At 66.3% G+C, this 19,986-nt stretch carries 20 protein-coding genes and 1 pseudogene; 4 read left to right on the top strand and 17 right to left on the bottom strand.

Annotation, left to right across the window (positions count from 1 at the left end):
* Nucleotides 1–3: 3 nt before the first annotated feature.
* On the bottom strand, nucleotides 4–1,014 hold the full coding sequence (locus MXB90_RS05680; protein WP_250042211.1) for a YcjF family protein: 1,011 nt from the start codon (nucleotides 1,012–1,014) through the stop codon (nucleotides 4–6).
* The gene (locus tag MXB90_RS05685) at nucleotides 1,011–2,420 is read right to left on the bottom strand and encodes a YcjX family GTP-binding protein (protein WP_250042214.1); all 1,410 of its coding nucleotides are present in this window, start codon (nucleotides 2,418–2,420) and stop codon (nucleotides 1,011–1,013) included. Before MXB90_RS05685 ends, MXB90_RS05680 begins: the two co-directional genes overlap by 4 nt.
* A 146-nt stretch (nucleotides 2,421–2,566) precedes the next feature.
* Here MXB90_RS05685 and truA point away from each other — a divergent pair, with 146 nt between their 5' ends.
* The gene (gene truA / locus MXB90_RS05690; protein WP_250042220.1) at nucleotides 2,567–3,346 is read left to right on the top strand and encodes a tRNA pseudouridine(38-40) synthase TruA; all 780 of its coding nucleotides are present in this window, start codon (nucleotides 2,567–2,569) and stop codon (nucleotides 3,344–3,346) included.
* A 122-nt stretch (nucleotides 3,347–3,468) separates the two neighbouring features.
* Nucleotides 3,469–4,857: pseudogene (locus MXB90_RS05695) on the top strand (IS5 family transposase).
* Nucleotides 4,858–4,905: 48 nt separating this feature from the next.
* Here the strand turns inward: MXB90_RS05695 and MXB90_RS05700 are convergent.
* The 3 genes from MXB90_RS05700 to MXB90_RS05710 all read right to left on the bottom strand — a co-directional run bounded on the left by MXB90_RS05700 (nucleotide 4,906) and on the right by MXB90_RS05710 (nucleotide 8,428).
* Complete coding sequence (locus MXB90_RS05700; RefSeq protein WP_250042222.1) at nucleotides 4,906–6,801, bottom strand: polysaccharide biosynthesis protein; 1,896 nt, start codon at nucleotides 6,799–6,801, stop codon at nucleotides 4,906–4,908.
* 113 nt (nucleotides 6,802–6,914) lie between these two features.
* Nucleotides 6,915–7,520 carry a sugar transferase gene (locus tag MXB90_RS05705; protein WP_250042224.1) on the bottom strand — a complete coding sequence of 202 codons (606 nt, stop codon included), beginning with the start codon at nucleotides 7,518–7,520 and terminating at the stop codon, nucleotides 6,915–6,917.
* Nucleotides 7,517–8,428, bottom strand: coding sequence for an NAD-dependent epimerase/dehydratase family protein (locus tag MXB90_RS05710; RefSeq protein ID WP_250042228.1), 912 nt, complete (start codon nucleotides 8,426–8,428; stop codon nucleotides 7,517–7,519). Before MXB90_RS05710 ends, MXB90_RS05705 begins: the two co-directional genes overlap by 4 nt.
* Before the next feature lie 125 nt (nucleotides 8,429–8,553).
* Between MXB90_RS05710 and MXB90_RS05715 the strand changes: the two genes are divergently transcribed.
* Both MXB90_RS05715 and MXB90_RS05720 read left to right on the top strand, forming a co-directional pair.
* Entirely contained in the window at nucleotides 8,554–8,790 is a 237-nt protein-coding gene (locus MXB90_RS05715) for an Lrp/AsnC family transcriptional regulator (RefSeq protein WP_250042231.1), read from the top strand.
* A 12-nt stretch (nucleotides 8,791–8,802) separates the two neighbouring features.
* Complete coding sequence (locus MXB90_RS05720; RefSeq protein WP_250042234.1) at nucleotides 8,803–9,534, top strand: SDR family oxidoreductase; 732 nt, start codon at nucleotides 8,803–8,805, stop codon at nucleotides 9,532–9,534.
* Here the strand turns inward: MXB90_RS05720 and MXB90_RS05725 are convergent.
* The 12 genes from MXB90_RS05725 to MXB90_RS05780 all read right to left on the bottom strand — a co-directional run bounded on the left by MXB90_RS05725 (nucleotide 9,531) and on the right by MXB90_RS05780 (nucleotide 19,952).
* Entirely contained in the window at nucleotides 9,531–10,286 is a 756-nt protein-coding gene (locus MXB90_RS05725; protein WP_250042237.1) for a TIGR02186 family protein, read from the bottom strand. The genes MXB90_RS05720 and MXB90_RS05725 overlap by 4 nt on opposite strands.
* Nucleotides 10,283–11,200 carry a sulfite exporter TauE/SafE family protein gene (locus MXB90_RS05730; protein WP_250042239.1) on the bottom strand — a complete coding sequence of 306 codons (918 nt, stop codon included), beginning with the start codon at nucleotides 11,198–11,200 and terminating at the stop codon, nucleotides 10,283–10,285. Before MXB90_RS05730 ends, MXB90_RS05725 begins: the two co-directional genes overlap by 4 nt.
* Nucleotides 11,201–11,280: 80 nt before the next feature.
* The gene (locus MXB90_RS05735) at nucleotides 11,281–12,081 is read right to left on the bottom strand and encodes a purine-nucleoside phosphorylase (protein WP_250042241.1); all 801 of its coding nucleotides are present in this window, start codon (nucleotides 12,079–12,081) and stop codon (nucleotides 11,281–11,283) included.
* The gene (locus MXB90_RS05740; RefSeq protein WP_250042243.1) at nucleotides 12,065–13,030 is read right to left on the bottom strand and encodes an ABC transporter permease; all 966 of its coding nucleotides are present in this window, start codon (nucleotides 13,028–13,030) and stop codon (nucleotides 12,065–12,067) included. Before MXB90_RS05740 ends, MXB90_RS05735 begins: the two co-directional genes overlap by 17 nt.
* Complete coding sequence (locus MXB90_RS05745) at nucleotides 13,030–14,115, bottom strand: ABC transporter permease (RefSeq protein ID WP_250042245.1); 1,086 nt, start codon at nucleotides 14,113–14,115, stop codon at nucleotides 13,030–13,032. The genes MXB90_RS05740 and MXB90_RS05745 overlap by 1 nt, the downstream gene beginning before the upstream one ends.
* Nucleotides 14,115–15,680, bottom strand: a complete 1,566-nt coding sequence (locus MXB90_RS05750; RefSeq protein WP_250042247.1) for an ABC transporter ATP-binding protein — start codon at nucleotides 15,678–15,680, stop codon at nucleotides 14,115–14,117. Before MXB90_RS05750 ends, MXB90_RS05745 begins: the two co-directional genes overlap by 1 nt.
* Nucleotides 15,681–15,687: 7 nt before the next feature.
* The gene (locus MXB90_RS05755) at nucleotides 15,688–16,677 is read right to left on the bottom strand and encodes a BMP family lipoprotein (protein WP_250042250.1); all 990 of its coding nucleotides are present in this window, start codon (nucleotides 16,675–16,677) and stop codon (nucleotides 15,688–15,690) included.
* Nucleotides 16,678–16,830: 153 nt separating this feature from the next.
* Entirely contained in the window at nucleotides 16,831–17,256 is a 426-nt protein-coding gene (locus MXB90_RS05760; protein ID WP_250042252.1) for a GNAT family N-acetyltransferase, read from the bottom strand.
* A 1-nt stretch (nucleotide 17,257) separates the two neighbouring features.
* Complete coding sequence (tsaB, locus tag MXB90_RS05765; RefSeq protein ID WP_250042262.1) at nucleotides 17,258–17,911, bottom strand: tRNA (adenosine(37)-N6)-threonylcarbamoyltransferase complex dimerization subunit type 1 TsaB; 654 nt, start codon at nucleotides 17,909–17,911, stop codon at nucleotides 17,258–17,260.
* On the bottom strand, nucleotides 17,901–18,464 hold the full coding sequence (locus tag MXB90_RS05770) for a NifU family protein (RefSeq protein ID WP_250042264.1): 564 nt from the start codon (nucleotides 18,462–18,464) through the stop codon (nucleotides 17,901–17,903). The genes tsaB and MXB90_RS05770 overlap by 11 nt, the downstream gene beginning before the upstream one ends.
* A gap of 81 nt (nucleotides 18,465–18,545) precedes the next feature.
* The gene (locus MXB90_RS05775) at nucleotides 18,546–19,001 is read right to left on the bottom strand and encodes a universal stress protein (RefSeq protein ID WP_250042266.1); all 456 of its coding nucleotides are present in this window, start codon (nucleotides 18,999–19,001) and stop codon (nucleotides 18,546–18,548) included.
* A gap of 84 nt (nucleotides 19,002–19,085) precedes the next feature.
* On the bottom strand, nucleotides 19,086–19,952 hold the full coding sequence (locus MXB90_RS05780) for a branched-chain amino acid aminotransferase (protein ID WP_250042268.1): 867 nt from the start codon (nucleotides 19,950–19,952) through the stop codon (nucleotides 19,086–19,088).
* Between the last annotated feature and the right edge of the window lie 34 nt (nucleotides 19,953–19,986).

Here is a 19,986-nt window from a genome sequence, read left to right on the forward strand (position 1 = left end):
CCGTCATTCCGCCTTTGCCTTCGGGAACAACCCCGTCAGCGCCCGGCTGATCAGGTTCGTCACCCGCGGTTTCTCCAGCGCGGCAAAGGGCATCGGGCGGCACACCTCAAGCGCGGCGATGCCGACGCGGGCGGTCAGCGCGCCATTCACCACGCCCTCGCCGAAGCGACGTGAAATCTTGGACAACAGGCCGCCGCCCGCCAAGGTTTCGATAAGGTCATCGCCCGCCGCGACCGCGCCCGTGGCCACCAGATGTGTCAGCACCGTGCGCGCCAGCCGCCAGCTGCCAAAGCTGCCTGCCCGCCCGCCGTAGATTTCTGCGATCCGCCGGATCATTCGCAGGTTTGCCGCCAGCGCGGCAAAGACATCGGCCAGCGCCAGCGGCACCAACGCGGTGACCGTGGCCACCGTGCGCGCCGCGGCCTCAACCTCCAGCCGGGCGGCGGCATCCAGCGGACCCATCAGTTCGCGCTCGGCGCTGTGCAAAAGGGTGTCGGCATCGACGGCCTCGGCGGCGCGCTCGGCCAACCGCGCGCGCGACCAATCCAGTTCCGGGCGCGCGGCATAAAGCGCAGACAGGTCCGCCACCACACGGCGCGCCTGCGCCAGATCGCCCGCCACCGTCGCCGCCGAAACCGCGCGATGCAGCCGGTCCAGCCGCCGAAGCCGGGCAAAGGCCGCCAATTCCCGTCCCGCCAGCAGCACCGCCGCCAGCAGGAAGGCCCCGATCAGAACCGTCCCGACCCAGCCCAGCACCGGGTTCGCCACAAACAGACCAACCACGAAATTCCACGCCGCGACCGAGGCGACAAAGGCCAACAAAGCCCCCGCCGCGCGCCAGAAAAACCGCGTGATACGCGATGCCGGGCGCGCCGCCAGCCGCGCTGCGATCTGCATCGCCCGCCCTTCGGGGCGCGGGTCGTGCAAGGGCGGCTCATCCAGGGGGGGCGCTTCGGCGGGGCTGGGCGGGGGGGTGTCCAGCTCTATCAGGACGGGGGCGGTCTTGTCGGTCATAATCTGTCCCCGATCAGGAATTCGGCGGCCCGGTCCAGCCGGATATGCGGCGGCCCCTCGCCGGGTTTCAGCTGCAGCCGCGCGGGGGCAAAAGACATGATCGCGTAATCCGCATCCAGCCAGCGGTCTGCGCCCGCCCGCGCGGGCGCCAGAAGCTGCGCCGGATCGGCGGGCAGTTCGCCGGGGTAGAAGGCGGCCTGACGCCCATCCAGCAGCGTGCCGCGCACCGCATCCAGGCTGCGGCCCTGATGGGGCAGGGTTTCCTCGGTCGTGGCGCGCAGGGCCGCGATTGACATCGCCATCGTGCGCGCGCCGGCGAAATCGGCACGATCCTTTGCCTCGCGCAACAACGCGCTGGTGATCGCGGTCAGCCGGGCATGCTGGGCATGATGCAGATGATCGGCCTTGGTGGCCGCGAACAGGATGCGTTCCACCCGGCGCCCGCCCAGAAGGCTTGTCAGCCAGCCCGCAGTTCCGGGGCGAAAGGCCCGCAGCACCCCGGCCATGGAACGACGCAGATCCTCCAGCGCGGCGGGACCGGCATGGATCGCCCCCAGCACATCGACCAGCACGATCTGCCGGTCGATCCGCGCGAAATGATCGCGAAAGAAGGGGCGCACGACCTGGGCCTTGTAGGCTGCGAACCTGCGGCCCATCTCGCGGCCCAGCGATCCGCGCGGGCTTTCGCCGGGCGGCAGGGGCGCAAAGGTCAGAACCGGCGATCCGGCCAGTTCACCGGGCAACAAGAAGCGGCCGGGCGAGCAATCCGAATATCCCGCCGCGCGCGCCGCCTGAAGATGGGCGGCAAAGGCATCGGCCAGCGCACGGGCGACGGTTTCATCATGCGCCGCGGCGCGATCAACCCCGGCCAGCTGCGCCAGAAACGCCTCGGCCCCCGGACGCCCCGCCATGCGCGCCAGCAGATCGGCGGACCAGTCGTCATAGGACCGATCCATCAGCGACAGATCCAACAGCCATTCGCCGGGGTAATCGACGATATCCAGATGCACCGTCCGTGCCCCGCGCAGATTGCCCATCATGCCCGAGGGCTGCACCCGGAACGACACGCGCAGTTCGGAAACCGCGCGGGTGCCCTCGGGCCAGTGCGGGTCGGGGCCGGTCAGCGCGGCAAGATGGGATTCAAAATCGAACCGGGGCACCGTGTCATCGGGCTGGGGCTGCAGATAGGCGGCCCGGATCGCCCCATTGGCCGCCGCCGTCAGCGCCGGCATCCGCCCCCGGTCCAACAGATTGGCGACCAAAGATGTGATGAAGACGGTCTTGCCCGCCCGCGACAGGCCGGTGACGCCCAGCCGGATGACCGGCTCGAACAGGGCCTCGGACACGGTGGCGCCAAGCCCCTCGATCCCGCGCGCCAGCCCGTCTGCAATATCGCCTATGCCCAAGGTATCCGCCTTTGCTGCCCGTGACCCAAGATAAGCGGCCCGCGACGCCGGGAAAAGGGCCCGTTTGGCCGTGGGCCCGCCCGAAGCCCCGGCCATCGCGTCACGGGGGATTGCAGCCGGGCACGCGCCCGCGCTATGGGCGGGGCATGCCAAGATATGCATTCAAGATCGAATATGACGGGGCCCCCTTTGCCGGCTGGCAGCGCCAAGCCGTGCAGCCTTCGGTTCAGGGCGCGGTTGAGGCCGCGCTTGCCCGGCTGGAACCCGGGCCCCATACCATCGCCGCCGCCGGGCGCACGGATGCGGGAGTGCATGCCACCGCGCAGGTGGCCCATGCCGATCTGACGCGGGACTGGGATCCGTTTCGCCTGTCCGAGGCGCTGAATTATCACCTTAAGCCCGCGCCCGTGGCGATCCTGGCCTGCGCCCGGGTCGAGGATGACTTTCACGCCCGGTTTTCCGCGACGGAACGGCGCTATCTGTTCCGGCTGGTGCAACGCCGCGCGCCCGTCACCCATGACCGCGGGCTGGTCTGGCAGGTCCTGAACCCGCTGTCCGCCGAGGCGATGCGCGCAGGCGCCGCCCATCTGGTGGGCCACCACGATTTCACCACCTTCCGGTCGTCGATCTGTCAGGCAGCCTCGCCGTTGAAGACGCTGGACGAAATCCGCATCGAGGAGCGGGACATCCCCCACGGACGCGAGTTCCGCTTTCACCTGCGGGCGCGGTCGTTCCTGCACAATCAGGTGCGCTCGATCGTGGGCACGCTGGAACGCGTGGGCGCCGGGGCCTGGGCACCCGAAGATGTGAAAACCGCGCTGAACGCCCGCGACCGGGCTGCCTGCGGGCCGGTCTGCCCGCCGCAGGGGCTTTATCTGTGCGGTGTGGGCTATCCGGACGATCCCTTTGCCACACCCGGCGCCTAAGGCGTTCGATCTGAACAATCCTGAAGCCCCTGATTTCATTTAAGAAGTTAGCAGTTTTTCTGGCCTTGGCCTGCAGAGCTTTGTATGATGTGGTGCGAAACCCTGCAATTTCGGTTCTGCGCATGAAGCATCGCCCGCGCCCCCCGGAACAGGATGATCTGCTGCGGCCGCGATTGGTCGACATGATCGACCCGCGGCACGAACTGGTGAAGCTGGCGGCGCTAATCGACTGGGAGGTGTTCGAGCGCGAGTGGGCGGGGTTCTTTCCGTCCCACAAGGGGCGGCCTGCGACGGAACCGCGGCTGGTGGCGGGACTGCTCTATCTCCAGCACGCCTACCGGCTGTCCGACGAAGCGGTGGTCGCCCGCTGGGTCGAGAACCCATACTACCAGCATTTCACGGGGGAGACGTTCGTCGGGAAAACAGTCCCCCGGACTGTTTTCTGATCCTCCTCACTCCAGCACCGGCTGCCGATCGATCCCTCGTCTCTGACCCGTTGGCGCAAGCGCATCGGCGAAGAGGACGTGGAGTGGATGCTGACCCAAACGATCCATGCCGGTCAGAAGTCCGGTGTGATCGGCGCGGGCAGCGCCAAGCGTGTCGCCGTCGATACGACTGTCATGGAAAAGAACATCGCCCATCCAACGGACGCCCGCCTCTACGAGCGGGCGCGGGAACAGCTGGTGGAGCTGGCGCAAGAGGCTGGGGTGGATCTACGGCAAAGCTATGCCCGCCTTGCCCCGCGACTGACGCTGCAGGTGAGCCGTTACGCCCATGCCAAGCAATTCAAGCGCATGCGCAAGGCATTGAAAAAGCTCAAGGGCTATACCGGCCGGGTGATGCGCGATCTGCGCCGCCACCTCGATGACATCCCCGAAGGCGGTCTGCGGGATCGGGTCATCGCCAAACTCGCTCTGGTCTCGCAGCTCCTGCATCAGCAGCCCAAGGGCAGCGACAAAATCTACGCCCTGCATGAGCCCGAGGTCGACTGCATCTCCAAGGGCAAAGCCCGGGTGCGCTATGAGTTCGGCTGCAAGGTCAGCGTGGCGACAACCCTGGACGAGGGCTTCGTGGTCGGCATGCGCAGCTTTCCGAGCAATCCATACGACGGTCACACCCTCAAGGAAACGCTGGGTCAGGTCGAGGTCCTCACCGACCAGCGCCCCGATCTTGCTGTCGTAGATCGTGGCTACAGGGGGCACGATGAAGACAAGACCCGCGTCCCGATCAGCGGCAGCCGCCGCGGCTTGACGCCCAAGCTGATTGCCGACATCCGACGCCGCAGCGCAATCGAGGCTGAAATCGGCCACATGAAAACCGACGGCCGCCTGTCACGATGCCCGCTGAAAGGCACGATCGGCGATGCGCTCTTTGCCGTCCTCTACGCCTGCGGCCACAACATCCGCAAGATCCTGGCACACCTCAGGGCTTGGCTTGCCAGGATGATTGCTGCCCTGTGGGCTGCTCAACAAATGCGAAACGTCCGGTGTCAGGCAGTTACAACGGCCTGAGCCCTTTGTTCAGGATGAACTAAGGCGATGGCGGGGCGGCGGCGGCTTTCAACCTGTCGGCCACCTGCTCCGGAGGGGCGCTGGCAGGCTGGCTCTGGGCACGTAATCGGGCACGGCGCGGGCCAGTGCGGCCAGAACCGCGCCTTCGTCGCCGGTATCGATCGCCTCGCGCAGATCGCGCAAGGCCGCGGCCATTTCCAGTTCCGACAGGTGATCTTCGCGCACGCGGATGATCTTGGGGTGCGCCGTGGTCTGGGCCCCTTTACGCACCATCAGCTCTTCATGCAGCTTTTCGCCCGGGCGCAGGCCGGTGGTCACAATCTCGATATCACCATCGGGATTGGCCGCATCGCGCACACTGTAACCTGCCGCCTCGATCAATTGGCGCGCCAGATCGCGGATGAAGACCGGCTTGCCCATGTCCAGCACAAAGACCTCGCCGCCTTCGGCGAAGGAACCGGCCAGAAGCACCAGGCGCGCAGCCTCCATGATGGTCATGAAATAGCGCGTCACCCCTTCGTCGGTCAGGGTGACCGGGCCGCCGCGGGCGATCTGTTCCTGAAACAGCGGGATCACCGAACCCGAAGATCCCAGCACATTGCCGAACCGCACGATGGAAAAGATCGTGCCGCGCGACCGCTGCGCCAGATCCTGCACGATCAGTTCAGCCAGCCGTTTCGACGCGCCCATCACGTTGCCCGGTCGCACCGCCTTGTCGGAGGACACCAGAACGAACCGGCGCACCCCGGCATCGCGCGCCTTCTGCGCCAGGACCGCGGTGCCAAGCACGTTGTTGGCCAGCCCCGCCCTGGGGTTCGCCTCGACCAGGGGGACATGTTTGTAGGCGGCGGCATGCAGCACGACCTGCACCTTGTGGGCGCGCAGAACGCCGTCCACCAGCAGCGGATCGGCAATTGAACCCAGCACCGGCACGATCTCGACCCCGGCCTGTTCGGCCAGAACGCGCATCTCGGCCTCAGCATTGTAAAGCGCCAGTTCCGACAGTTCCAGCAGCACCAGACGCACCGGGCGACAGCGGATGATCTGGCGGCACAGCTCCAGCCCGATCGACCCCCCCGCCCCCGAAATCAGCACCGAGGCACCGCGGTATTCGCCACAGCCCATGTCGATCAGATCATGCAGCGGATCGCGCGCCAGCAGCGCCGACGGCCCCGCCGGCAACAGCTTGTCCACCAGCGCCTCACCGCCGACCAGCTGGGCAAAGGCGGGCAGGGTCTGCACCTCAAGGCCCAGGCTTTCCAGCTTTTTCGACAAATAGGTCTGCTTGTGTTTCGACAGCGACGGCATCGCAAGGATCACGCGGTTCAGCTTGTACAGATCCTTCACCCGTTCGGCATGCACCCCGGCGTGAACCGGCAGGCCACAGACGTTCAACCCGCGCAGGGTCGCGTTGTCATCTAGGAAGGCATAGGCAACGATGTCGGGCTTGGACTTCAGCGCCGATGCCAGCGCCATGCCGGTGCGCCCGGCGCCATAAATCGCCACCCGTGTCACCGCGCGCGACCGGCGATAGATCGACAACAGCACCTGCAAAAGCGCCAGGCGCGTGCCCGAGAACAGGGCAAAATAAACCAGCGCAAAGATGACATGAAGCGCCATCGGAAACGGCTTGCCCCCCAGCGCCCCAAGCGCCGCTGAACACAGCCCCAAGGCCGCCGCCAGCAAGCCCGAGCGCAGCACCATTCCGATGTGATAATCCTTCAGCCGCACCTTTCGCAGGCCAAGCACCTGCGTCAGCGCCAGCGCCGCCAGCATCAGCAGCGGCATGAACAGCCAGTTGGCCATCAGCCGCGACACGGGAAAGACCGTCGAATACTGCAGCGCAAGCGCCAGCAGCAGCGCCACAGGCACCAGGCTGAGGTCAAGGACCAACAGGATCGCATTCTTCTGAACGCGATTAAGGGATATCACTGTCTTTATCATGCCCGTCCGGCGCACCGCTGTGACCTGGCTGGAATATGGTCCGTCATTGTTCGCAAAAGGTTTACATAAAAGGTGGCGAGAACAAAAGAATGTTCTCAACCGGGCAGCGAAACTTAGCGCAGCACACGCGCCACGGTGCGGCCGATCAACACAAGGTCGAAGCAGATCGATCGGTGGTTCTGGTAGATCAGGTCCAGCCGTGCCTTCGCCGGAATGCAGCGCCGGCAATAGGCCGCATCGGTTTCCTGCGCGGTGGCGCAGGCCGCCAGGATGCGTTCCTCATGCCGGTGATAGACCAGCGAGGCCAGCCCGGTCACGCCGGGACGGCTTTGCAGCACCTGGGCATAAAGCGCGGGAAACCGCTCGACATATTGGCGCAGGGGCGGGCGCGGGCCAACAAAGCTCATGTCCCCTTTCAGGATGTTCCAGATCTGGGGCAGCTCATCCAGCCGATAGCGGCGCAGAAGCCGGCCCGTCCGCGTGACCCGCGCCGATTTGTCCCCGCCGGACACGCCCGCATCGGCGGCAACCGTGGTCATCGTGCGGAACTTCCACAACAGGAACGGTTCCCCCGGCGCCTTCATGCGTTCGGCCAGGTAAAAGACCGGGCGCCCATCGGCCAGCAGGATCCACAGGCCCACCGCCGCGACAACCGGCGCCAGAACCGGCAGCAGCAGCAGGGCAAACACAAGATCAAAGGCGCGTTTGGCGGGGGTCATCGGGGGGCCTGCATCGGGGGCAGCGTGGCAAGATCGGCCACGATCGCGGCGGCTTGCGCCGGGGTTTCGGGGATCAGGTCAAGCGCCAGGGCGCGCGCCACATCCAGCGTCACCTCGGGGATGGCCCCGGCGGGGGCGGGGCGCCGGGCCCAAGTCGCACCCGCCGCGCGCAGCAGCGCATCCATGCCGACCGCGCCGGGCAGCGCCAGGTTGATCCGCCCCGGCACCGCGATCCCCCCCGCCAGCAGCCGCACCAACCGCGCCAACGCCTCGGCCAGCGCCTGCGGGCCGATATAGCTGCGCCGGGGCGCGCGGCCATCGGGAAAGATGTCCAGAACGCGTCCTTCGGCGGGCGCGGGCCTGCCCAGCAGGGCATCGGCGCCCGCGACATTGCCGATGCGCAGCTGCACGATGGCCGGGCCCCGATCCGCGGGCGCCAGCGCCTCAAGCGCCTCTTCGGCGGCAAGCTTGGCCTGGCCATAGGGGGCAGCGGGCTGGGTGGGGCCATCCTCGGACAAGCGGCCCGCCTGCGCGCCATAGACCGCCGCCGACGACGCCTGCAGCAGGGGCACGCCCGCCACGGCCGCCGCCGCGGCCGCCGCCAGCGCAAGGCGACGGTTGTCGGCAAGCTGATCGGCCGTCCCGCTGACCACCCCGGCAAGGTTGAGCACGACATCCGCCGCCGCCGCCGCACGGGCAAAGGCCGCGGGCGCGGTCAGCGGGTCAAACAGGATATCGCCGCCCTGCCCCTCGGCCCGGGCCTGCCAGACGGGGTGCAGCGCGCGCAAGGCCCCCGCCCCCCCGGGCGCCATCCAGGCCCGGCGCAACAGCCTGCCCAGACGCCCCGTCCCCCCCACGACCAGAAGGCGCGGGACAGTCGGGGCCGGAATGGGCGCGGGGATCGGCATGGATACGGTCGGTTTGTTGCAATAGGCCAGCCTTATCATCGCCCGGCACCGCGCGCCACTGCACAAGGCCCTTTCGCCCGCACGCGCCCCGGCCTAGTCTGTCGCCACATTCGATGGAGGCCCCGATGCGCTGCGTTTTCGTTCAGTTCCGCTGCCAGCCCGGCAAGACCTATCAGGTCGCCAATGATATCTATGACCGCGAAGTGGTCAGCGAACTGTATTCCACCAGCGGGGAGTATGACCTGCTGGCCAAGGTCTATATCCCCGAAGAGGCCGACGTCGGCCATTACCTGACCGAAAAGCTGTTCGACATTCCGGGGATCAACCGAACCCTGACCACGATGACCTTCAAGGCATTCTGAAAGGGCGACACAATGGCGGTGATGGTGATCACGGGCGCAAGCTCGGGTATCGGGCGGGCGGTGGCCGAGGCGGCGCTGGCTGCGGGGTGGCAAGTGGCGCTTCTGGCGCGGCGCCAATCCCTGCTGGAGGAAATCGCGGCAGGCCGGGACGCGCTGGCGCATGGCTGCGACGTGACCGACCCGGCCAGCGTCGAGGCGGCCTTTGCGGCCACGGTCGCGCGCTTTGGCCGGATCGACGTGCTGTTCAACAATGCAGGCGTTTTCCCCAAGGGCGGGCTGATCGATGAAATCCCGCTGGAAGACTGGACCAATTCGGTCGCGGTCAACCTGACCGGCATGTTCCTGTGCGCCCGCGCGGCCTTTGCCCAGATGCGACGACAGGCGCCGCAGGGCGGGCGGATCATCAACAACGGCTCGATCGCGGCCACCGCGCCGCGGCCCGGATCGGTGTGCTACAGCACAACCAAACATGCGATCACCGGGCTGACCCGAACATTGGCGCTGGACGGGCGGCCCTTCAACATCGCCGCGGGCCAGATCGACGTGGGCAATGCGCGCACCGAACTGGCCGCGCGGATGGAAACCGGCGTCCTGCAGGCCGATGGCGCCATTCGCACCGAGCCGATGATGGAAACCGCCGATGTCGCGCGATCGGTGCTGCACATGGCCAGCCTGCCGGTCGGCGCGAATGTGTTGCAGATGACGGTGATGGCGACCAACATGCCCTATGTCGGGCGCGGCTAGTTCCGGATCAGCCGGAACACCGCCGCCGCCGCCCATCCGGCGAACACCGCCAGCACCAGCGCGATCAGCCCGTACAGCGCGGGCTGTTCGCGCGATGTGACATAAAGCCAGCGTTCCACCCCGACCTTGCGCACATAGATCGCGGCGCGGTGCTGATCGACGACACGGCCGCCGCGCAGCAAGAAGATGCGGGTCTTGTAATCACCCTCGATCAGGTTGGCGGGCAGGCGGAAATCGGCCCGGAACAACGTATCCTCGACCAGGGTCACATGGCCTTCGGCCAGGCTGTAAAGCCCCTCGGCCTCACGGATTCGGACCAGCGCCTCGGTGAAAGGGCGCGTATCGTCAACCGCCAGCGGGCCGGCGAAGGCGCGCACCGCCAGCGGCACGGAAATGCGCTGGGTCACATCCTCTTCCGGGGTCAGGATCTGGCCGATCGGGCCCGAGGTCGCCACCGCATAGAAGGTGGGGGCAGCGGCGATGCCCACGGATTCGGTATTGACCCAGATCCCCGCCTCGCGCGATTTGCGCCGGATGGTGACCCCGGCCGAGGGCCCTTCCAGCGTCACGATCACCTCAAGGGGCGGGCCTTCGGGCAGCGCCTCAAAGCGTTTGACGGCGCCATAGATCAGGATTTCGGACCCGTCAAAGCTTGCCGTGATACCGATGTTGTCGCGGCTGAGCCCGGCCACCACCTCTTCGGCGCGGGCGGGAAGCGCCAGGCACAGCAGCAGGGCCAGCGCGCGGATCATGCCCCGGTCCCCGCCGTCAGGGAATACAGTTCCGCCGGGCGCAGCAGCAGATCCAGCGCGATCTTGCCCGCCACCGCCAGCACCAGAAGCGCCAGCAGGATGCGCAGCTGTTCCGCCTTCAGCCGCGCGCCCATGCGCGACCCGATCTGCGCGCCCACCACCCCGCCGATGATCAGCACCAGCGCCAGCATGACATCGACCGACTGGTTGGTGATCGCATGCAACAGCGTGGTGAAGGCCGCGGTAAAGATGATCTGGAACAGCGATGTGCCGATCACCACCTTGGTCGGCATCCCCAGCAGATAGATCATCGCCGGCACCATGATAAAACCGCCGCCCACCCCCATGATCGCGGCCAGAACCCCCACCACCAGCCCGACCAGAATCGGCGGGATAACCGAGATATACAGCCCCGAGGCGCGAAATTTGATTTTGAACGGAAGCCGGTGCACCCAGATGTGCTGATGGCGTTTCACGGGCTTGGTCGCCTTGCGCGCCCGGTTCATCGCGCGCAGCGATTCCTGGAACATCAGCACCCCGATCGACCCCAGCAGCAGCACATAGGCCAGCTGCACCGCCAGGTCGATCTGGCCCAACCGCGCCAGAATGTTGAACACCCAGACCCCCAGCGCCGATCCCAGAAGCCCCCCCACCAGCAGCACAAGGCCCATGGGCACATCCACAGCCTTGCGCTTGAACTGCGCCAGCACCCCCGAAACGGATGAGGCCACCACCTGATTGGCCCCCGTCGCCACCGCCACCATGGGCGGGATCCCGATGAAGAACAGCAAGGGCGTGATCAGGAACCCGCCGCCGACGCCGAACAGGCCGGACAAAAGCCCGACAAGCCCGCCCAGCCCCAGCACAGTGAAGGCATTGACGGCGACCTCGGCGATGGGAAGATAGATCTGCATGGCAGGTCCGGCGCGGGGGGTGTTGGTTCAGTCATGCCCTCCGGGGGGGGCAGAGTCAAACCCCCGGGGCCGCGATGCGGTCACAGATCGCGCAGATAGCGCCGCAGCACGGTTTCCAGTTTCGCCGCGCCCAACGGGGCCACCGCCTTGGTCTGGTCATGGCTGATCTGTTCATCCGCCATGCCCGCGCCCATGTTGGTGATCACCGACACTGCCGCGACCCGCAGGCCCAGGAACCGAGCCAGGATCACCTCGGGCACGGTGGACATGCCGACCGCATCGGCGCCCAGAATGCGCGCGGCGCGGATTTCTGCCGGGGTTTCGAACGAGGGGCCGGAAAACCAGCAATACACCCCCTCGGGCAGGTCCACGCCTTCGGCCTGTGCCGCCGCCGACAGGCCCGCGCGCAGCCCCGCGTCATGCGCCGCCGTCATCGGCACAAAGCGCGCATCGGTCGGCTCGCCGATCAGGGGGTTGGTGCCGGCAAAGGCGATGTGATCGTTCAACATCATCAACCCGCCGGGCCGGATGTCATCGCGCAGCGACCCGGCGGCATTGGTCAGCAACAGGCTGTCGCAGCCCAGATCGCGCAGAATTTCCAGCGGCAGGCGCATCTCGGCGGGGTTGCCGTGTTCATAGTAATGCGCCCGCCCGCCAAAGACAGCCACGCGCACGCCTTCCAGATCACCGATCACCAGCCGCGGATTGTGGCCCGACACGCCCGTCTGCGGAAAACCCGGCAGATCAGAATAGGGGATGGCCACGCCCTGGACCTGATCCGCCAGATGGCCCAGCCCGGACCCAAGGATCAGCCCCAGCCGGGGCGGTTCGTCCCCGGCGCGGGATTGGATCAGACGGGCAAGCTCAGCGCTCTTTGACATAGGGCTCTCCGCCCGCGCGCGGCGGGATGGCCTTGCCGATGAAGCCGGCAAGGATGACGACGGTCAGGATATAGGGCAGCGCCTGCATGAACTGCACCGGCAGGGTGATGATGCCCAGATCAAGGTTCTGGTAACGGTTCGCGATCGCCTCAAGGAAGCCGAACAGCATCGTGGCGCCCAGCGCGGGCAAAGGCTTCCACTTGGCGAAAATCAACGCCGCCAGCGCGATAAAGCCGCGTCCGGCGGTCATTTCCTTCACAAATCCAGCAGAAAGCCCGGTGGCCAGATAGGCACCGGCAAGCCCGGTCAGAAAGCCGGTGATCGCCACGGCCGTATAGCGCAGCCGCACCACCGAAATGCCCGCGGTATCCACGGCGGCCGGGTTTTCCCCCACCGCCCGCAGCCGCAGGCCAAAGCGCGTGCGGTAAAGCGCCCACCAGGTCAGCGGGACCATCGCGAAGGCGACATAGACCAGGATCGTGTGCCCCGAGATCAGTTCATGATAGATCGGGCCCAGGATCGGCACATCACGCAGCGCCTCGGCACCCGGCAGGTGGATCGGTTCGAACCGGCCGCCGCCCATCAGCTGCGGCGTGCGACCACCCTGCTGAAACCAACTTTGCGCGATCAGCACCGTAAACCCCGAGGCGAGGAAATTCACCGCGACCCCGGAAATCAGCTGATTACCGCGGAAAGTGATCGAGGCCAGCCCATGCACCGCGGCCAACGCCATCGCCCCGCCGACACCCGCCATCAGCCCCAGCCAGACCGATCCGGTGACCGCCGCCACCGCCCCGGAAAAGAAAGCCGACATCAGCATCTTGCCTTCCAGCCCGATGTCGAAGATCCCGGCGCGTTCCGAATACAGCCCCGCCAGACAGGCCAGGAGCAGGGGCACCCCAAGGCGCACGGTGGAATCGAGGATCTGGATCAGCGTCGCAAAATCCATCACTTCGCCCCCTGTTTCACGAAAAGCCGCGCAACGGGGCGGCGGACCATGTTGTCCAAAGCCCCGGTGAACAGGATCACCAGCGCCTGGATCACGGTGATCAGCTCACGCGGGATTGAGGTTTCCAGCGCCAGTTCCGCCCCGCCTTGATAGAGGAACCCGAACAGGATCGCGGCAAGCAGCACCCCTACCGGATGGTTGCGCCCCATCAGCGCCACCGCGATGCCGATGAAGCCCGCCCCTTCGACCGCGTTCAGAACCAGTCGCTCGGCCTCGCCCATGACGTTGTTGATCGCCATCATCCCGGCCAGCGCGCCGGAAATCAGCATGGAAACCATGACAATCTTGTAGGGCGAAATGCCCGCGTAGCGCGCCGCCGGTTCCGATTTGCCAAAGGCCCGGATCTCATACCCCAGCCGCGTGCGCCAGATCAGCAGCCAGACAAAGACGCAGGCCGCCAGCGCGATGAAGAAGGTGACATTGGCCGGGGTGGACCGCAGGAACATGCCCCCGATCAGCGGCAGATCGTGGAACGAGGGCAGTTTCGCCCCTTCGGGAAAGCGGGCCGAGGCCGGGTCCATGCTGCCCACGGGGCGCAGCACATTGACCAGGATGTAATTCAGCAATGACGCGCCGATGAAGTTGAACATGATCGTGGTGATCACGATATGGCTGCCGCGCCGGGCCTGAAGCCAGGCCGGTATCGCCGCCCAGGCCGCGCCAAAGACCGCCGCGCCCAGGGATGCCGCCAGAAGCGCCACCGTCCAATGCGGCCAGGGCAGCGCAAGACAGACCAGCGCCACGCCCAGCCCCCCCAGCGTCGCCTGCCCCTCGCCGCCGATGTTGAACTGGCTGGCGTGGAAGGCAACCGCGACGGCCAGTCCGGTAAAGATGAAATTGGTGGCGTAATACAGCGTGTAACCCCAGCCATAGGCCGACCCCAGCGCGCCGGTGACCATCACGTCCAGTGCGCGCAACGGGTCTTCGCCGATCGCCAGGATCACCAGCCCCGAGATCACGAAGGCGATCACCAGATTGATCAGCGGGATCAGAGCCAGATCGGCCCATTTCGGCATCTTGTCCATCAGTTGACCACCCCGGCCATCATCAGGCCCAGTTCGCGTTCATCGGTCTGGTCGGGCAGGCGTTCGCCCATGATGCGGCCGTCGAACATCACCGCGATCCGGTCCGACAGGCCCAGGATCTCATCCAGCTCGACTGACACCAGCAGCACCGCCTTGCCCGCGTCGCGCAACTCGACAATGCGGCGGTGGATGAACTCGATCGCGCCGATGTCCACGCCGCGCGTGGGCTGGCCGACCAACAACAGGTCGGGGTTGCGCTCGATCTCTCGCGCAAGGACGATCTTTTGCTGATTGCCACCGGAAAAGGACTTGGCCGGCAGTGTCGGGATCGGCGGGCGCACGTCGAAGCGTTCCATCTTGCCCTGCGTTTCGGCCAGCAGCGCGGCGTTATCCATCAACAACGCGTTCTTCTGATATTCCGGCGCATTGTGATAACCGAAAGCCACGTTTTCCCAGGCCGTGAAATCCATGATCAGGCCCAGCGACTGGCGATCTTCGGGGACATGGGCGATGCCGCGCGCGCGCCGGGTCTGGCCGTTGGAATGCTTGCCGGTCAGGTCGATCTCTTGCCCGTTGACCCGCACGGTCCCGGTCGCCGTGCCATAGCCGCCCAACACCCGCAGCAGATCCGACTGGCCGTTGCCCGCCACGCCCGCGATGCCCAGCACCTCGCCCGCGCGGATGGTCAGGTTGATGCCGCGCAGCCGTTCGACCCCGTCTTCATCCACGACCCGCAGGTTTTCGACCTCAAGCACGGTCTTGCCGGGGTTGGCGGGGCCCTTGGGCACATGCAGCAGAACCTTGCGGCCCACCATCAGTTCGGCCAGCTGTTCGGGGCTGGACTCGGCGGTCTTGACCGTCGCCGTCATTTCACCCCGGCGCATCACGCTGACGGTATCGGTGATCTCCATGATCTCGCGCAGCTTGTGGGTGATCAGGATGATCGTCTTGCCCTGTTCGCGCAGGTTGGCAAGGATACGGAACAGGTGATCCGCCTCGGCCGGGGTCAGCACGCCGGTCGGTTCGTCCAGGATCAGGATATCCGCCTGCCGATACAGCGCCTTGAGGATTTCCACGCGCTGCTGATGGCCGACCGAAAGGTCCTCGACCACCGCGTCGGGATCGACATCCAGTTCATATTCCTCGGCCAGTTGCGCCAGAACCTTGCGCGCCTTGGCCAGCGAGGGGCGCAGCATCGCGCCCTCTTCCACGCCAAGGATGACGTTTTCCAGAACGGTGAAATTCTGCACCAGCTTGAAATGCTGGAACACCATGCCGATGCCGGCGCGGATCGCGGCCTGGCTGTCGGGGATCGACACGGGACGACCGTGGATCACGATTTCGCCCGCGTCGGCCTTGTAGAAGCCGTACAGGATCGACATCAGCGTGGATTTGCCCGCGCCGTTTTCGCCGATGATGCCGTGGATCGTACCGGGCATCACCCGGATCGAAATGTTCTTGTTGGCCTGAACCGGACCGAAAGACTTGGAAATCCCCCGCAATTCGATTGCGGGGGCACTGGGGGCGGCAGTCTCCTGCCGCCCCGGGGATTGCGTCACGACCATGCCGCGATCACTCGACCGGGCAGGTGTTGTCGGTCATGTAATCATGAACCTTGATCTCGCCGGAAACGATGCGGGCGGTGGCTTCGTCCAGCGCGGCCTTCATGTCATCGGTCACAAGCGCTGCATTGTTGTCATCCAGCGCATAGCCGACGCCTTCCTTGGCAAGGTCCATCACCTCAAGGCCCAGCGTCATCTCGGTGCCGGCCATGAACGCCTCATAGACGGAGTTGTCGACGCGCTTGACCATCGAGGTCAGCACTTTGCCCGGGTGCAGGTGGTTCTGGTTGCTGTCCACGCCGATCGACAGGATGCCCTCATCCGCGGCGGCCTGCAGCACACCGATGCCGGTGCCGCCTGCTGCGGCATAGACCACATCGGCCCCCTGGCTGATCTGCGCCTTGGTCAGTTCGGCGCCCTTCACCGGGTCATTCCAGGCCGCGGGCGTGGTGCCGGTCATGTTCTGGATGACCTTGGCATCGGGATTGGCGGCCTTGACGCCCTGCACATAGCCGCAGGCGAATTTACGGATCAGCGGAATGTCCATCCCGCCGATGAAGCCCACGGTGCCAGATTTCGACGCCATCGCCGCCATCATGCCCACCAGGTAGGATCCCTGTTCCTCGGTGAAGACGACCGATTTCACGTTGGGCTGGTCCACGACCATGTCGATGATCGCGAATTTGGTATCCGGGTAATCCGGCGCGACGGTGTTCAGAACATCGCCAAAGGCAAAGCCGGTCATCACGATCGGATTCGACCCCGATTCCGCCAACCGGCGCAGGGCCTGTTCACGCTGCGCCTCGGATTGCATTTCCAGTTCCTTGTAGGAACCGCCGGTTTCCTGCACCCAGCGCTGCGCGCCGTTATAAGCCGCCTCGTTGAAGGATTTATCAAATTTGCCGCCAAGATCATAGACAAGCGCCGGATCGGCCAAGGCCGCGCCGCTGCAAAGCGCCAGCGTGGCTGCCGCGCCAAGAAACTGTTTCATCAGGGTCATCGCTTACTCCCGGTCGATGTGCGGCACCCCTGCGGGCGCCCGTTGGCGGGCAAAAGACCCGCGGACCATTGGAATTAGGGCCGAGACGGGCGGGGCGGTCAAGCGCGATTTTTGCCGCGCCACCCGCTTGTTAGGCGAAATTTGTCCAGCCGGTCAGGCGCCCGCGCCGTCAAGCGCCAGCGTCAGCACCAGCGCATCTTCGGCCCGGCCGTCGGGATGGCGGTAATAGCCGCGCCGCCGCCCGGCCGCCTGCCAGCCACAGGCGGCGTAAAGCGCACGGGCCGGTTCATTGCCCTCGGCCACCTCCAGGAACGCACTTTGTGCGCCCCTTGCGCGCGCCTCGGCGGCGAATTGCGCCACAAGCGCGCGACCGCTGCCCTGACGACGCGCCAGCGGATCGACGGCGACGGTCAGCAATTCCGCCTCGCCCGCAATCACGCGGCCCAGAAGAACCCCCGACGATTCGGTCAGCAGAAAGGCACCGGGCGCGGCCAGCAGGCCGGCGAATTCCGCCGCCGTCCAGGGCCGCGGCGTGACAAAGCAGCGCGCATGCAGCGCGGCAAGATCGTCGGGGGTCATGCTAGCCAAGAATCACCGGGGGCGGGTCAGACGGCGGCGCCGCATCCGCCCCGCGCAGATAAAGCGGCGCCGGGCGGGCACCGGGCGCGCCGCGCCGCAAAAGGGCCTCGCGGGCGATCGCCTCGGCCAGGGGCATGACCGGGCCCAGAACATGCGCCCCGCGCAGATGCGCCGCCGCGATCGCCGCCGCGGTCCCCGTCACCACCTGCCCCTTCAGGACCGCCGGCAGATCGGCCAGCGCGGCCAGCGCGGGCGGGCTGGTGCCGTCATCGGTGAAATGCTGCCAATAGACCATGTCGCGCCGGGCATCCTCGATCACCGCGATGGGGCGCGGCTGGCCCAGCGCCCGCGCCTCCAGCGTGCTGACGCCCACCGCGGGAATGCCCAGCGCCAGCGCAAGACCCCGCGCCGCGGCCACTGCGATACGCACGCCGGTGAAATTGCCCGGGCCAATCCCCACGCCCAGCACCGCAAGATCGCGCCAGCCGATCCCGGCCTCGGCCAGCATCTCTTCCATCATCGGCATCAGCCGTTCGGCCTGTCCCTTGGACATTTCCTCCAGCTGGGCCGCGATCAGGCGGTCGCCGGCAAGCAAAGCGGCCGCGCAATGCGCGGCCGATGTGTCAAAGCCCAGGATCAGCGGTTCAGCCGGCAACAGGGCGAACCTCGGTCACCTCGGGGATGTAGTGGCGCAGCAGGTTCTCGATCCCCATTTTCAGCGTCAGGGTCGAGGACGGGCAGCCCGCGCAGGCGCCCTGCATGTGCAGATAGACGACACCGCGTTCAAATCCGTGGAAGGTGATATCGCCGCCATCCTGCGCCACAGCAGGGCGGACGCGGGTGTCCAGCAGTTCCTTGATCTGCGCGACAATCGCCGCATCCGGGCCGGAATGTTCGGCATGGCCGCCCGCGGCCTTTCCCTCACCTTCCATCACCGGGGCGCCGGATTGGTAATGTTCCATGATCGCGCCCAGAATGGCGGGCTTGGCATGGTCCCATTCGGTCGCGGCATCCTTGGTCACCGTCACGAAATCGGACCCGAAGAACACAGCCGTGACACCCGGAACCGCAAAGATGCGACGCGCCAAGGGCGATTTCGTCGCCGCCTCGGCCGAAGGGAAATCGGCGGTGCCAGCATCAAGCACGGTCTGGCCGGGCAGGAATTTCAACGTGGCGGGGTTCGGCGTGGACTCGGTCTGGATGAACATGGCGCGCTCCTTGGTCAGGGCACAGATATGCGCCTGCCTCCCCCCATAGTCAAGTTTGGAACCGTTCTAAACCCGTGACGATCAGGTGATCGCCTCCAGCCGCTCTTTCGACATTTCGCCCGGGACGATGGTCACCGGACAGGGCAGATTGCCCGAATTGCGGCTAAGCTGCGTGACCAGCGGCCCGGGCCCGGATTTGTCGGTGCCCGCCCCAAGGACCAGAACGCCGATCTCGGGATCGGCACGAATCACGTCCAGGATTTCGGTGACGGGCTCGCCTTCACGGATGATCAGATCCGGGTCGACGCCCTGCTTGTCGCGCATCCATTTGGCAAAGACCTCAAAATGCGCCTCGATCCGTTCGCGGGCTTCGGCACGCATGATTTCGGCCACGCCGATCCAGTGCTGGAATTCCTCGGGCGGGATCACCGACAGGATCGTGACCCCCCCGCCAGTATGTGCCGCGCGCATCGCCGCAAAGCGCATCGCATTCAGGCATTCGCGGGTGTCATCCAGCACCACCAGGAACTTGCGCATCCTATCCCCCCTTGACCGCGCGATCATGGCCGAAGGGGCCGGGGTTTGGCAACCGTTCCGCGTGGGCAAGCCGGCATGTGCAGGTCACAGCGGCTCGGACGCGGCCCAGTCCCAATAGAGATGCCGCACGCGCGCGGTCATCGGCCCCGGGCCGTAGCGCACATCATCAAAGGCCTGCACCGGCGTAACCTTGGCGAAATTGCCCGACAGGAAGACCTCATCCGCGGTGCGGAAATCCTGCAGCGTCAGGACCGTCTCATGCACCTCGACGCCAGCGGCGCGCAGGTTGGCGATGTGGCGCGCGCGGGTGATGCCGGACAGGAAGGTGCCATTGGCGATCGGGGTAAAGACGACACCGTCCTTGACCATGAAGACATTGGCCGTCGCGCTTTCGGCGACATTGCCCATCGCATCCTGCACCAGGGCATTGCCGAACCCCTTGCGCCGCGCCTCGACCAGCATCCGCGCGTTGTTGGGGTAAAGGCAACCGGCCTTGGCATTGCAGACATTGTCGGCCAGCACGGGACGGCGGAACTGCGTCGTGGTCAGCGTGGTGGCCACATCGGGCGCGGGCATGGCGACCTCTTCCAGGCACAGGGCAAAGCCCGTCACCCCTTCCAGCGGCGCCACGCCCAGATCCGACCCGTGGATCGCCCAATACATCGGGCGCACATAAACCGCCGCGCCGGTGGCATAGCGGCGCAGACCTTCGCGGGCGATCTCGACCATCGTCGCGGGGTCGACCGTCGGCGTGATCATCAACGCCTCGGCCGAGCGGTTCACCCGGGCGCAATGGGCGGCAAGATCGGGCACCAGGCCATCGAACATCCGCGCCCCGTCAAAGACCGAAGAGCCCTGCCAGATGCCGTGATCGGCCGCGCGCATCACGGGGATGTCGCCTTCATGCCAGGTGCCGTCAAACCAGGTGCGGATATTCTTGCCAAATGCCATGATGCCTGCCTTTCAAAGATGCGCCATCCTAAGC

Origin of the sequence: Phaeovulum molybdatiresistens (genome assembly GCF_023544865.1) — a bacterium.
Classification (GTDB): domain Bacteria; phylum Pseudomonadota; class Alphaproteobacteria; order Rhodobacterales; family Rhodobacteraceae; genus Pontitalea.

Bases quoted from the DNA above. Each gene is read 5' to 3' on its own strand.
- truA (WP_250042220.1), top strand. From the start codon at position 2,567: ATGCCAAGATATGCATTCAAGATCGAATATGACGGGGCCCCCTTTGCC.
- MXB90_RS05700 (WP_250042222.1), bottom strand. From the start codon at position 6,801: ATGATAAAGACAGTGATATCCCTTAATCGCGTTCAGAAGAATGCGATC.
- MXB90_RS05725 (WP_250042237.1), bottom strand. From the start codon at position 10,286: ATGATCCGCGCGCTGGCCCTGCTGCTGTGCCTGGCGCTTCCCGCCCGC.
- MXB90_RS05730 (WP_250042239.1), bottom strand. From the start codon at position 11,200: ATGCAGATCTATCTTCCCATCGCCGAGGTCGCCGTCAATGCCTTCACT.
- MXB90_RS05735 (WP_250042241.1), bottom strand. From the start codon at position 12,081: ATGTCAAAGAGCGCTGAGCTTGCCCGTCTGATCCAATCCCGCGCCGGG.
- MXB90_RS05715 (WP_250042231.1), top strand. From the start codon at position 8,554: ATGCGCTGCGTTTTCGTTCAGTTCCGCTGCCAGCCCGGCAAGACCTAT.
- MXB90_RS05705 (WP_250042224.1), bottom strand. From the start codon at position 7,520: ATGACCCCCGCCAAACGCGCCTTTGATCTTGTGTTTGCCCTGCTGCTG.
- MXB90_RS05740 (WP_250042243.1), bottom strand. From the start codon at position 13,030: ATGGATTTTGCGACGCTGATCCAGATCCTCGATTCCACCGTGCGCCTT.
- MXB90_RS05770 (WP_250042264.1), bottom strand. From the start codon at position 18,464: ATGTTCATCCAGACCGAGTCCACGCCGAACCCCGCCACGTTGAAATTC.
- MXB90_RS05760 (WP_250042252.1), bottom strand. From the start codon at position 17,256: ATGACCCCCGACGATCTTGCCGCGCTGCATGCGCGCTGCTTTGTCACG.
- MXB90_RS05710 (WP_250042228.1), bottom strand. From the start codon at position 8,428: ATGCCGATCCCCGCGCCCATTCCGGCCCCGACTGTCCCGCGCCTTCTG.
- MXB90_RS05750 (WP_250042247.1), bottom strand. From the start codon at position 15,680: ATGGTCGTGACGCAATCCCCGGGGCGGCAGGAGACTGCCGCCCCCAGT.
- MXB90_RS05720 (WP_250042234.1), top strand. From the start codon at position 8,803: ATGGCGGTGATGGTGATCACGGGCGCAAGCTCGGGTATCGGGCGGGCG.
- MXB90_RS05745 (WP_250042245.1), bottom strand. From the start codon at position 14,115: ATGGACAAGATGCCGAAATGGGCCGATCTGGCTCTGATCCCGCTGATC.
- MXB90_RS05680 (WP_250042211.1), bottom strand. From the start codon at position 1,014: ATGACCGACAAGACCGCCCCCGTCCTGATAGAGCTGGACACCCCCCCG.
- MXB90_RS05775 (WP_250042266.1), bottom strand. From the start codon at position 19,001: ATGCGCAAGTTCCTGGTGGTGCTGGATGACACCCGCGAATGCCTGAAT.
- MXB90_RS05780 (WP_250042268.1), bottom strand. From the start codon at position 19,952: ATGGCATTTGGCAAGAATATCCGCACCTGGTTTGACGGCACCTGGCAT.
- MXB90_RS05755 (WP_250042250.1), bottom strand. From the start codon at position 16,677: ATGACCCTGATGAAACAGTTTCTTGGCGCGGCAGCCACGCTGGCGCTT.